Here is an 11,943-nt window from a genome sequence, read left to right as displayed (position 1 = left end):
CGCTGCGCCACGCCCAGGACGCAGCGGTCCGCACGGTGTCCAGCTCTCGCCGTCCCCGTCCAGGGAGCCCAGGTATGCGCCTGCCCGCCTCCGCCTCACCACGCCGTACTGCGACATCCGGCATCATCGCCGCCCTGTTGCTGTTGCTCGCCGGTGTACTCATGGCCTATCCCGACCGCGCCGACGCGAGAGTCCCCGCGAGTGCCGCGGACCCGCTCGTCTCGCGCGGCAAGCCCGCCACCGCATCGTCCGTCGAGAGCGCCGCTTTCGACGCGGGCAATGCCTTCGACGGCGATCCCGCCACCCGCTGGTCCTCCGCCGAGGGCAAGGATCCGCAGTGGATCCGGGTCGACCTCGGCGCCACCGCCACCGTCTCCCGGGTCACGCTCAACTGGGAGGCCGCATACGCCACGTCGTACCGCGTCGACGTCTCCGCCGACGGCTCCGCCTGGACGACCGTCGCCACGGAGACGGCGGGCAACGGCGGCCTGGACGACCTTACCGGGCTGACCGGCAAGGGCCGTTATCTGCGCGTGTACGGCACGGCTCGCGGCACTTCGTACGGCTACTCGCTCCACGAGGCCGAGGTCTACGGCACCCTCGACGGCACAGGGCCACCGGCCGGCGCCTTCACGGTGGTCGCCGCGGGCGACATCGCCGCGCAGTGCACCGCGTCGTCGAGCTCGTGCGCACACCCGAAGACCGCCGCGCAGGCACAGAGGATCAGCCCGAAGTTCTATCTGACGATGGGCGACAACCAGTACGACGACGCCCGGATCGCCGACTTCCGCGCCTACTACGACAAGACCTGGGGCGCCTTCAAGGCGAAGACCCGGCCGGTGCCCGGCAACCACGAGACATACGACCCGGCCGGTGCCCTCGCCGGATACAAGGCGTACTTCGGCTCGATCGCGTATCCGCAGGGCAAGCCCTACTACAGCTACGACGAGGGCAACTGGCACTTCATCGCGCTCGACTCCAACTCCTTCGACCAGAGCGCGCAGATCCAGTGGCTCAAGGACGACCTCGCCCGCAACACCAGGAGCTGCATCGCCGCCTACTGGCACCATCCGCTCTTCAGCTCCGGCGGGCACGGCAACGACCCGGTCAGCAAGCCGGTATGGAAGATCCTCTACGGAGCCAGGGCCGATCTCGTGCTCAACGGCCACGACCACCACTACGAGCGGTTCGCCCCCCAGAACCCGGACGGGAAGGCCGTCGCCGACGGCGTCGTCGAGATCGTCGGCGGCATGGGCGGTGCCGAGCCCTACCCGATCGAAGAGGTGCAGCCCAACAGCCAGAAGCGGATCAGTGGTCCGTACGGCGTGCTGAAGCTGGACTTCACGGACACGGGATACGGCTGGCAGTACATCGGGACGGACGGCCGCGCCAAGGACACCGGCCCGAACTACACCTGCCACTGATGTATCTGGCCACCGCTCGCCAGGACACGCCGCCCGCGCTCGCAGCCGGGGCGGGGCGGCGTGTGTCCGGAACTGTTCTCGCGCTGGGCGCGGTCAGCCTGGTCACGGACATCTCGTCCGAGATGGTCACGGCCGTGCTGCCGCTCTACTTCGTCCTGGGTCTTGGTCTCTCCCCGCTCCAATTCGGCTTCCTGGACGGGATGTTCAACGGTGCGACCGCGCTCGTACGGCTCATCGGCGGTCATGCCGCCGACCGCGGCGGACGGCACAAACGCGTCGCCGGGACCGGCTACGCCCTCTCCGCCTGCTCGCGGCTCGCCCTGCTGCTCGCGGGCGGCGCGACGGCCGGGATCGCGGCGGCGCTGGCGGCGGACCGTATCGGCAAGGGCATCAGAACCGCCCCGCGCGATGCCCTGATCTCGCTGAGCAGTCCGCCGGACGCGCTGGGGCGTGCCTTCGGCGTGCACCGGGCGATGGACACGACGGGCGCGCTGCTCGGGCCGCTCGCCGCGTTCGCGTTGCTGTGGGCGACGGCGGACGCGTACGACGCGGTGTTCGTGGTGAGTTTCTGCGTGGGGCTGCTGGGGGTGCTGCTGCTGGTCGTGTGTGTGCCCGGCCACCTGGGGCCGCCGTCTGCGCCGTCTGCGCCGACTCCCGGATCCCGCAGGGTGTTCGACGTCCTGCGGAACACGACGTTCCGCCGCATCGTGTACGCGGCGGCACTGCTCGGCGCGGCCACCATCGGGGACGCGTTCGTCTATCTGCTGCTGCAGCGCAGGCTGGACGTCGCGGTGAGCTGGTTTCCGCTGCTGCCGCTGGGCGCCGCGGCCGTCTATCTGCTGCTCGCGCTTCCGGCGGGCCGGATCGCGGACCGCGTCGGCCGCCGGCGGCCCTTTCTGTACGGACACGGCGCGCTGCTCATCGCTTATCTGCTGCTGCTGGGCCCCATCGGCGGCCCGTCTCTGCTCGTCTGCGTACTGCTGTTGCTCGGAGTGTTCTACGCGGCCACCGACGGGGTGCTGATGGCGCTGGCCGGACCCGTACTGCCGGTGGCCCGGCGGGCGAGTGGTCTTGCGCTGCTGCAGACCGGCCAGGCGGTGGCCCGGCTGATCGCTGCGGCCGGGTTCGGGGCGGCATGGACCCTCTGGGGGCCGCGGCCCGCGCTGGCCGCGGCGGCGGTCGCTCTGGCGGCGGCGCTGGCGGGGGCGTGGACGGTCCTCCCGCGTACCGAAGTCCCGCGTACCGAAGTCCCGCGTACCGAAGCCCCGCGTACCGAAGCCCCATGTGCCGAAGTCCCGCGTGCCGAAGGGAATGTGTCATGACGCACCTGAGCCCGCGCGCCCGGATCGCGGTGATCGTCCTCGTGGTCGTCGTCCTGTCCGGGGCCGCCGCCGGCTACACCGTCCGGGCGGCCAAGGACCGGCAACAAGCGTCCGCCGACAGCGGGTTCACCCTCGCCCGGCGCGGGCTCTACTTCCAGGACACCGGCAGCGGACGCACAGCCCGCCAACCCGGGGATGGGGGTCCGCGCGCCACCGGGGGCCCGTCCTGCGACCGCTTCTACGCGGCGGGCGGCACCGCGCTGTGCCTGCGCCGCCGCCCCGGCCTGCCGCCGCGCGCGTACGCCGTGGTGCTCGACCGGCGACTGCGCGAAGTCCGGCGCATCGCCCTGCCCGGGATCCCCAACCGGGCGCGCGTGTCGGCCTCCGGGCGGATGCTGTCATGGACGATGTTCGCGAGTGGCGACTCGTATGCCACCTCCGCCTTCTCCACCCGTACGTCCATCCTCGATCTGCGCACCGGCTATCTCGTCAAGAACATGGAGCAGATCCCGCTCACCATCGACGGCCGCCGTCACCACGCCCCCGACCTCAACTACTGGGGGGTGACGTTCGCGCGGGACGACAACCGCTTCTACGCGACCGTCTCGACCGGCGGCCGTACCCATCTCGTCGAGGGCGACATGCGGAGGTGGTCGGCCCGGGCCCTGCGCGCGAACGCGGAATGCCCCTCGCTGTCGCCCGACAACACCCGTATCGCTTTCAAGAAGAAGGTGTCCGGCGATCCGGGCCGCCCCTGGCGGCTGTACGTGCTCGATCTGCGGACCATGAGCGAGCACCCCCTCGCGGAGCGGCAGAGCGTCGACGACCAGGCGGCCTGGCTGGACGACCGCACGCTGGCGTACGGGCGCGGCGGCGACATCTGGACGGTCCCGGCGGACGGCTCGGGCGAACCCCGGCTGCTGGTGCCCGATGCCTCGTCGCCGGCCTCGGTCAGTTGAGCGCCCTGCGTACCGCGAGGGCAGCCATCGGCAGCAGCAGGCAGGCGCCGACCACATTCAGCCAGCCGTAGCTCGCCTGCGCGACGATCAGTCCGGCGGCCGCGCCGCCGATGCCCGCCGAGGTGTTCATGGTCAGGTCGGACAGGCCCTGCACGGCGGCCCGGGCGGGCTGCGGCACCGAGTCCGTGAGCAGCGTGGAACCTGACACCAGGCCCGCCGACCAGCCGAGGCCGAGTACGAAGAGCCCGGCGGCCGTCTGACCGTGGCTCGCCCCGGCCGTACCGGCGAGCAGTGCGGCCAAGGAGAGCAGCCCCACCGCGAGACCGATCACGGAGAGCCGGCCGACGCGGTCCGCCAGCCAGCCCATGACCGGCGAGAACGCGTACATGCCCGCGATATGGCCGCTGATGACCAGGCCGATCAGCTGGATGTCCGCGCCATGGTGGCTGAGTGCCACCGGGGTCATCGACATGATCGACACCATCGCGGTGTGCGAGACGGCGACGGTGACCAGCGCGAGCCGCGCCATCGGCGACTCGCGTACGGCCCGCACCCCGGCCCGCAGTGAACGCCCCTCGGGGGAGCGGTCGGCCGGGGACAGCGCCCGTGCGGTCAGCAGCGGATCGGGTCGCAGCAGTACGAGCACCAGTACCGCGGAGACGAGGAACACCCCGGCCGCCCAGACGAACGGGCCCGCGGCCGCCGGTATGCCGAGCCCGGAGACGCTGCGGCCCGCGGGCGCGGCGATATTGGGGCCGAGCACCGCGCCGATCGTGGTCGCCCAGACCACATTGGAGATGGCTCGGCCGCGCCGCTCCGGCTCGGCCAGGTCGGCGGCCGCGAAGCGCGCCTGAAGGTTCGCGGACGAAGCGGCGCCGAAGACGGCCATGCCCAGGAGCAGCAGCGGAAAGTTGTCCACGACCGCGGCCAGCACGACCACGCCCGCGCCCAGCGCACCGAGCAGATAGGCCAGAACGAGCCCGGGCCGCCGCCCGCGTGCCGTCATCAGCGCGGCCAGCGGCATGGACAGCAGCGCGGTCCCGGCCACGGTGGCGGTCGGCGCGAGACCGGACAGGGCCTCGGTGCCGCTCACCTGCTGCGCCAGTACGGCGGCCAGCGCGATACCGGTCGCGACGCCGAGCCCGCCCAGTATCTGGCCGGCTATGAGCACCGCGGTGATACGCCGTCGCAGCGCGGGCAGTTCGTCCGCCGTCACCGGTGCCGGAGCGGCGGCCTTGTCGAGCGCGGTCACCGCACACCCCCGGGCTCGGAAGCATGAGCGCATACGTCCGGCGCATCGGACATGTCGGGTGCGTCAGGGCTGGTGGTCACTGGCGCAGTGTGCCAGCCCGTACGCACGTGCGAAACCGTGTTCCCGCCGGGTCGGCGCCTCGGCCGTCGGCTCAGAACAGCGGCTCGGGCAGCACACCCTCCAGCGCCAGCAGCTTCCGCTTGGTCTCCAGGCCGCCCCCGAACCCGCCGAGCCCACCGCCGGTCTCCACCACCCGATGGCACGGCACCACCACAGGCAGCGGATTGGACCCCATCGCCGCGCCCACCGCCTGCGCCGCGCCCGGCTCGCCCACCCGGGCGGCCAGGTCTCCGTACCCGACGACCGTGCCGAATGGCACGCCTGCCGCCAGCTCCCGCAGCACCTGCCGGTTGAACCCGCCGGACAGCGACCAGTCCAGCGGCAGGTCGAACTCCCGCAGCCCGCCCGCGAAATACTCTTCGAGCTGGCGTATAGGCTCGGCCAGCAGGCCCGTCGCGTCCTCGACCGGCTCGGCGGCGAGCCGCCCCGCCAGCCGCCCGAGCGCCCTGTCCCGTACCGCCGGGTCGGCATGGAAGACCACGCTCACCAGACCCTCCTCGGTCGCGGCGAGCAGCAGCGGTCCGATGTCCGTGCCCACGACGGTCCACTCGAAGCTCTTCATGCGGACCACCGTACGACCGGCCACTGACAATGCTCGGTGTGGCCGGAACGTGAACGGATCCGCCCAGAACGCCTCCCGTGACAGTATCCGTGTCGATAAATCTCTGTTCAAATGTTTGCTTACCGTGGCGCGAGCCCTACTCTCGCCCCCGGACCGGACGTTCCGTCAGGGATCGCGGGGATCACAAGGAGCGAAGGGCGTACACCGCATGCAGGGGACTGTCGACGGATTCAGCTATGGCCTCGTCACGCCCGTGGCCGCCTACCTCATGGCATGTCTGGGCGGGGCCCTCGGCCTGCGCTGCACCACCAGATCCGTCCGCAACGGGCGCTCCTTCAAGCCGGGCTGGCTAGCCCTGGGCGCCACCGCGATCGGCTCGGGCATCTGGACCATGCACTTCGTCGCGATGATGGGCTTCACCGTCGCCGAGGCCCCCATCAGCTACGACAGAACGACGACCTTCGCCAGCCTCGCCGTCGCGATCGTCATGGTGGGGATCGGGATCTTCATCGTCGGCTACCGCGGCGCGACCCCGATGGCGCTGGTCACCGGCGGCACGATCACCGGCCTCGGGGTGGCCACCATGCACTACCTCGGTATGGCGGGAATGCGCCTGGAGGGGCAGCTCGAGTACGACACCCCGACCGTCGCCCTCTCCGTGGTGATCGCCGTCGTGGCCGCCACCTCCGCCCTCTGGGCGGCCGTGTGGATCCACGGGTTCCTGGCCAGCCTCGGCGCCAGCCTGGTGATGGGCATCGCCGTGAGCGGCATGCACTACACGGGGATGGTGGCGGTCAGCGTCCACCTCCACCGGGCGGCCGGTTCCGCGGGCAGCAGCGGCGCGCCCGCCGAGCTGCTCGCGCCCCTGCTCGTCGGCCCGGTCGTCTTTCTGCTGCTCGCCGGAGTGGTGGTGATGTTCGACCCGCTGCTGGTGATGGGCGAGCCGGACTGGCGGCGGCCCGTGGACGCGGCGGCCATGCGTCCGGGGGTGCCCGCACAGCGCACCAGGACCGCGAACGGACAGCCCCCGGGCTGGGCCGCCGACCGTTCCCCGCGCCGGGAGTCCTCGCGTGCCCGCGACCGGTGGCCCCGCTGACCCCCTGAGCGCCACTGAGCCCTGACCCCCAGAGCGCCTGATCCGTCCCCGATCGGCACCCGGCTGTCAGTGGTGGGTCGTACGGTGGATCCATGCGGCCCGTTTCCAAGATCGAACGTACGGTGGCGCCCTTCGAGGTCGTCAGTTCCTACCAGCCCAGCGGCGACCAGCCGACGGCCATCGCCGACCTGGAGCGGCGCATCCGCGCAGGTGAGAAGGATGTCGTCCTGCTCGGCGCGACCGGCACCGGCAAGTCGGCGACGACCGCCTGGATGATCGAGAAGCTTCAGCGCCCCACCCTGGTGATGGCGCCGAACAAGACGCTGGCCGCCCAGCTGGCGAACGAGTTCCGCGAGCTCCTGCCGAACAACGCGGTGGAGTACTTCGTCTCGTACTACGACTACTACCAGCCCGAGGCGTACGTCCCGCAGTCGGACACGTACATCGAGAAGGACTCCTCGATCAACGAAGAAGTCGAGCGGCTTCGCCATTCGGCGACGAACTCCCTGCTCACCCGGCGCGATGTGATCGTGGTCGCCTCCGTCTCCTGCATCTACGGCCTGGGTACGCCGCAGGAGTACGTCGACCGGATGGTGCCCCTCAAGGTCGGCGACGAGATCGACCGCGACCAGTTGCTGCGCCGCTTCGTCGACATCCAGTACACGCGCAACGACGTGGCGTTCGCGCGCGGCACCTTCCGGGTCCGGGGCGACACCATCGAGATCTTCCCGGTGTACGAGGAGCTCGCCGTCCGTATCGAGATGTTCGGCGACGAGATCGAGGCGCTGTCCACCCTCCACCCGCTCACCGGCGAGATCATCAGCGACGACCAGGAGCTGTACGTCTTCCCGGCCAGCCACTATGTGGCGGGCCCGGAGCGCATGGAGAAGGCCGTCAACGGCATCGAGAAGGAGCTGGAGGAGCGCCTCGCCGAGCTGGACAAGCAGGGAAAGCTCCTGGAGTCCCAGCGGCTTCGGATGCGCACCACGTACGACATCGAGATGCTGCGCCAGATCGGCTCCTGTTCGGGCGTCGAGAACTACTCGATGCACTTCGACGACCGCGAGCCCGGCACCGCGCCCAACACCCTCCTCGACTACTTCCCCGAGGACTTCCTGCTCGTCATCGACGAGTCGCATGTGACCGTGCCCCAGATCGGCGCGATGTACGAGGGCGACGCGTCCCGCAAGCGCACGCTGGTCGACCACGGCTTCCGGCTGCCGTCCGCGCTCGACAACCGCCCGCTGAAGTGGGAGGAGTTCCAGCAGCGGATCGGCCAGACCGTCTATCTCTCCGCCACCCCCGGAAAGTACGAACTGTCCCGCGGCGACGGCTTCGTGGAGCAGATCATCCGCCCCACGGGCCTGGTCGACCCGGAGGTCGTCGTCAAGCCCACCGAGGGCCAGATCGACGACCTGGTGCACGAGATCCGCGAGCGCACCGAGAAGGACGAGCGTGTCCTGGTCACCACCCTCACCAAGAAGATGGCCGAGGACCTCACCGACTACTTCCTCGAACTGGGCATCCAGGTCCGCTATCTGCACAGCGACGTCGACACGCTGCGCCGTGTCGAGCTGCTGCGCGAACTGCGCGCCGGTGAGTACGACGTCCTGGTCGGCATCAACCTGCTGCGTGAGGGCCTCGACCTGCCAGAGGTGTCCCTGGTGGCCATCCTCGACGCCGACAAGCAGGGCTTCCTGCGCTCCGGCACCTCGCTGATCCAGACCATCGGCCGCGCGGCGCGCAATGTCTCCGGCCAGGTGCACATGTACGCGGACACCATCACCCCGGCGATGGCTCAGGCGATCGACGAGACCAATCGCCGCCGGGAGAAGCAGGTCGCGTACAACACCGAGCGCGGCATCGACCCGCAGCCGCTCCGTAAGAAGATCAACGACATCGTCGCGACGATCGCGCGCGAGGAGGTCGACACCGAGGAGCTGCTCGGCAGTGGCTACCGGCAGGCGAAGGCCGAGAAGCCCGGCAAGGGAGCCAAGGCCCCCGTCCCCGCACTCGGCAAGAGCGCGGTCAAGAAGGGCGAGGTGCTCACCGACCGCCCCGCCGCCGAACTGGCGGGGATCATCGAGGAGATGACCGACCGGATGCGGGCAGCAGCCGCCGACCTGCAGTTCGAGATCGCCGCCCGGCTGCGTGACGAGGTCGGCGAACTGAAGAAGGAGCTGCGCCAGATGAAGGAGGCGGGCCTCGCCTGAACTCCTGAGCCTGGTGTGTGTTTCAAGACCGACACAAAAACGAGCCAACTGTGCTGCGCCCATGGCGCCACTGCGTAGGGTGCTGCACAACCGCACATATGGGCGGCAGCTATTCGGGAGAAGGGGACAGCGCGTGACGGTCAACATGACCAAGGGTCAGGCCATCAGCCTGCAGAAGAGCGACGGGGGCACCCTGACCGCAGTGCGGATGGGGCTCGGCTGGCAGGCGGCGCCGCGCCGCGGTCTGTTCGGCTCGCGCACCCGCGAGATCGACCTGGACGCGTCGGCAGTGCTGTTCGCCGACAAGCAGCCGGTGGACGTGGTCTTCTTCCGCCACCTCGTCAGCGACGACGGCTCGGTCAAGCACACCGGCGACAACCTGGTCGGCGGCGCGGGCTCGGGCGGCGACGACGAGGCGATCCTTGTCGACCTGCAGCGGGTGCCGGTCCACATCGACCAGATCGTCTTCACGGTGAACTCCTTCACCGGCCAGACGTTCCAGGAGGTGCAGAACGCCTTCTGTCGCATCGTCGACGAGACCAACGGCCAGGAGCTCGCCCGCTACACGCTCGACGGCGGCGGCCAGTACACCGCGCAGATCATGGCGAAGGTGCACCGCGCCGGCGGCGGGTGGCAGATGACGGCTCTCGGCAACCCGGCCAACGGCCGTACCTTCCAGGACCTGATGCCGTCGATCCTGCCGCACCTGTAGGCACGGCTCGTACGGAAGACACGCAGCTCCCGGAGGCATCAGGCCGCCGGGAGCTGCACCGCTTACCACCACCACCGCACAGCACTGAGGGGACAGAGCGATGACGGCCGAGCTGGTCCGGGGGCAGAACCACCCCTTGCCCGACACCCGTCTGGAGATCAGGGTTTCGGCCGGCCACCCAGTCGTCGCCTGCGCCACCTGCTCGGATGCGCAAGGGACCGTACGCGACGAATGGGTCGCACACCCCGGCGCACCCACCATGCCCGGGGTCGAGGTGCCGCGGCGCGCCACCGATGCGCCCCGGTTCACCGTCGACCTCGACGCGGTGCCCGAGGCGGTGCACCAGATCAATGTGCTCCTCGCGCTCCCCGAAGGGGCAGGCGGCCCGGCCCAGTTCGGCGCCACCGCTGCCCCGTTCCTCGCGGTCACGGGCCAGGGCGATGCCGAGGTGGCCAGCTTCACCATCACCGGTCTGGACACCGAGACCGCGCTCGTCGCCGTCGAGTTGTACCGCCGCCAGGGCGCCTGGAAGGTCCGCGCGGTGGGGCAGGGGTACGCGGGCGGGCTCGCTCAGCTGCTGGCCGACCAGGGCATGGTCAAGGCCCTTGAGGCGGCCGCGGACATCCAGGGTTCGGCGGGCGTCCTGCGCACGCCCCGGGCCGAACCGGCGCAGCTGCGTACGAGCGCCGCCGACGGCGCGTACATCAGGCCGGACATGCCGCGGCCCGACCAGACGCCCGCGCCCGGACCGGACGCCACCCTTCCCGACGGCCTCTCGGCGCCCGGCCAGCAGCCTGCCTCCACGGGCCCCCAGCAGACCCCGACTCCCGACGCCCCGCCGACGCCGGGCGGGCCCATCAACTACGCACACCCGCGGCGCCAGTCGGTCGCGCCCCCGCCGCCGCCCCCGGCCGCACCGCCCGCACAGCCCGGTCAGCCGGCCGCGCCCGTCGCGGGCGACGCCACCGGCTGGTCCCTGGAGGAGCGGCTCTACAACCAGATCTGGGGCATGTTCGAGGACCTGGCCCGCAGCGTTGCCGCGTACCGCAGCGCCGTCGACTTCGCCGAGACCCGGATGGACCAGGAGCTCGACCAGGTGCTGTCCGATCCCCGCAGCCGTATCGGAGGCGCCGGGGACGCGGCCCGCGAGGCGGCCCGTGCCAAGTGCGAGCAGCTGACCGACCAGGCCCGCCAGGCTCTGGACCGCGATCTGGCCCAGCTCACCGCCGAGTCGGATGTCGTCGAGCCCGCCCTGCCGCCCGCCTTCGCCCGCTGGGACAACCCCGCCTGGCATGCGTACCGCGTCCCGATGGAGATCCCGATGGCGCTGCGCCTCGGCGACCTCCAGCTGCCCGAGAGCCCGGAGCTGCGCATTCCGCTCCTGGTGCGACTCCCGCTGGAGCGCGGGCTGTGGGTGGACAGCGGACGCACCGGTTCCGAGGCGGCGATGATGCTGGACGATGCGCAGCTGCGCAGGCTCGCCATGGACAACGCGGTCACCCATGCGGCGAGGCTGCTCGCGGTCTATCCGCCCGGCGAGTTCACGGTCCATGTCATCGACCCTGCGGGCGCGGCGACGGCCTCGCTCGCCCCGCTGGTCGGCTCCGGCGTCCTCGCGGGGCCGCCGGCGGCCGGCGCCCAGGGCGTGAGCGCCACGCTTGCCGCGCTCACCCAGCGGGTTGACCTGGTGACCATGGCGGTCCGCGGCGGAGCGGCCGACTCGCTCCCGCCGGACCTGGACACCGCGGAACAGCTGCTGATCGTCAATGACTTCCCGCACGGCTTCGACGACCGTGCGGTCACCCAGCTCCGCTATCTCGCCGACGAGGGTCCGGCCGTCGGCGTACATCTGCTGATGGTCGCGGACCGCGAGGACGCGAGCGCGTACGGACCGGTCCTCGATCCGCTCTGGCGCTCCCTGCTGCGCATCACCCCGGTTCCGGACGACCACCTGGCCGACCCGTGGGTCCGGCACGCCTGGACGTACGAGCCGCTGACGGTCCCGCCGGGCAGCGGTGTGCTGCGTCAGGTGCTGGACCAGGTGGCCGCGGCCCGTCGCTCCTGGGGCCGTTGACCTGCGCACTTGAAGATTGCTTTACCGAGCCCTTTACCGTTCCTTGGGGATTCCTGTACTCTCCTTTGAACGGAGGGGAGTACTCCCGGATGCGGCGTTCCCGTCAGTACGGACCGACATCGGTCCCGGGGCGCCGGCCCGCGGCGGGTGAGGCCGCGCGGGTGGAGGAGACCTCCGGCAGCGACGACGCTGATCAGTAGCCGTACGAC

The 11,943-nt window shown here is 70.9% G+C and carries 9 protein-coding genes; 7 read left to right on the top strand and 2 right to left on the bottom strand.

The annotated features are described in order from the left end of the window. Positions 1 to 74 precede the first annotated feature (74 nt). The 3 genes from ABZS64_RS22080 to ABZS64_RS22070 are packed head-to-tail and all read left to right on the top strand — an operon-like array spanning position 75 to position 3,705. Complete coding sequence (locus tag ABZS64_RS22080; RefSeq protein ID WP_355832123.1) at positions 75 to 1,424, top strand: discoidin domain-containing protein; 1,350 nt, start codon at positions 75 to 77, stop codon at positions 1,422 to 1,424. Then, the gene (locus ABZS64_RS22075; RefSeq protein WP_355832120.1) at positions 1,424 to 2,746 is read left to right on the top strand and encodes an MFS transporter; all 1,323 of its coding nucleotides are present in this window, start codon (positions 1,424 to 1,426) and stop codon (positions 2,744 to 2,746) included. The genes ABZS64_RS22080 and ABZS64_RS22075 overlap by 1 nt, the downstream gene beginning before the upstream one ends. After that, positions 2,743 to 3,705, top strand: coding sequence for a hypothetical protein (locus ABZS64_RS22070; RefSeq protein WP_355832118.1), 963 nt, complete (start codon positions 2,743 to 2,745; stop codon positions 3,703 to 3,705). Before ABZS64_RS22075 ends, ABZS64_RS22070 begins: the two co-directional genes overlap by 4 nt. Here the strand turns inward: ABZS64_RS22070 and ABZS64_RS22065 are convergent. After that, positions 3,698 to 4,957 carry an MFS transporter gene (locus ABZS64_RS22065; protein ID WP_355832115.1) on the bottom strand — a complete coding sequence of 420 codons (1,260 nt, stop codon included), beginning with the start codon at positions 4,955 to 4,957 and terminating at the stop codon, positions 3,698 to 3,700. The two genes, ABZS64_RS22070 and ABZS64_RS22065, sit on opposite strands and share 8 nt — an antisense overlap. 151 nt (positions 4,958 to 5,108) lie before the next feature. Beyond that, the gene (locus ABZS64_RS22060) at positions 5,109 to 5,639 is read right to left on the bottom strand and encodes a methylated-DNA--[protein]-cysteine S-methyltransferase (RefSeq protein WP_355832113.1); all 531 of its coding nucleotides are present in this window, start codon (positions 5,637 to 5,639) and stop codon (positions 5,109 to 5,111) included. A gap of 208 nt (positions 5,640 to 5,847) precedes the next feature. Here ABZS64_RS22060 and ABZS64_RS22055 point away from each other — a divergent pair, with 208 nt between their 5' ends. The 4 genes from ABZS64_RS22055 to ABZS64_RS22040 all read left to right on the top strand — a co-directional run bounded on the left by ABZS64_RS22055 (position 5,848) and on the right by ABZS64_RS22040 (position 11,734). Then, on the top strand, positions 5,848 to 6,735 hold the full coding sequence (locus ABZS64_RS22055; RefSeq protein ID WP_355832110.1) for an MHYT domain-containing protein: 888 nt from the start codon (positions 5,848 to 5,850) through the stop codon (positions 6,733 to 6,735). A gap of 92 nt (positions 6,736 to 6,827) precedes the next feature. Beyond that, positions 6,828 to 8,948: an excinuclease ABC subunit UvrB gene (gene uvrB / locus ABZS64_RS22050; RefSeq protein ID WP_355832107.1), complete on the top strand. Its 2,121-nt coding sequence runs from the start codon at positions 6,828 to 6,830 to the stop codon at positions 8,946 to 8,948. Between the two features lie 133 nt (positions 8,949 to 9,081). After that, positions 9,082 to 9,660 (top strand): TerD family protein, encoded by a 579-nt coding sequence (locus tag ABZS64_RS22045; protein WP_026237542.1) that lies wholly within the window; start codon positions 9,082 to 9,084, stop codon positions 9,658 to 9,660. Between the two features lie 100 nt (positions 9,661 to 9,760). Further along, positions 9,761 to 11,734 carry a TerD family protein gene (locus ABZS64_RS22040; RefSeq protein ID WP_355832103.1) on the top strand — a complete coding sequence of 658 codons (1,974 nt, stop codon included), beginning with the start codon at positions 9,761 to 9,763 and terminating at the stop codon, positions 11,732 to 11,734. Positions 11,735 to 11,943: the final 209 nt, after the last annotated feature.

It is taken from the genome of Streptomyces sp. NPDC005408 (assembly GCF_040606445.1).
Lineage (GTDB): Bacteria > Actinomycetota > Actinomycetes > Streptomycetales > Streptomycetaceae > Streptomyces.
This window is presented reverse-complemented; position numbering and strand designations above follow the sequence as displayed.

What these genes read in the sequence shown, in the direction of transcription:
- ABZS64_RS22080 (WP_355832123.1), top strand. Translation starts at nt 75, where the DNA reads ATGCGCCTGCCCGCCTCCGCCTCACCACGCCGTACTGCGACATCCGGC.
- ABZS64_RS22075 (WP_355832120.1), top strand. Translation starts at nt 1,424, where the DNA reads ATGTATCTGGCCACCGCTCGCCAGGACACGCCGCCCGCGCTCGCAGCC.
- ABZS64_RS22070 (WP_355832118.1), top strand. Translation starts at nt 2,743, where the DNA reads ATGACGCACCTGAGCCCGCGCGCCCGGATCGCGGTGATCGTCCTCGTG.
- ABZS64_RS22060 (WP_355832113.1), bottom strand. Translation starts at nt 5,639, where the DNA reads ATGAAGAGCTTCGAGTGGACCGTCGTGGGCACGGACATCGGACCGCTG.
- ABZS64_RS22055 (WP_355832110.1), top strand. Translation starts at nt 5,848, where the DNA reads ATGCAGGGGACTGTCGACGGATTCAGCTATGGCCTCGTCACGCCCGTG.
- uvrB (WP_355832107.1), top strand. Translation starts at nt 6,828, where the DNA reads ATGCGGCCCGTTTCCAAGATCGAACGTACGGTGGCGCCCTTCGAGGTC.
- ABZS64_RS22040 (WP_355832103.1), top strand. Translation starts at nt 9,761, where the DNA reads ATGACGGCCGAGCTGGTCCGGGGGCAGAACCACCCCTTGCCCGACACC.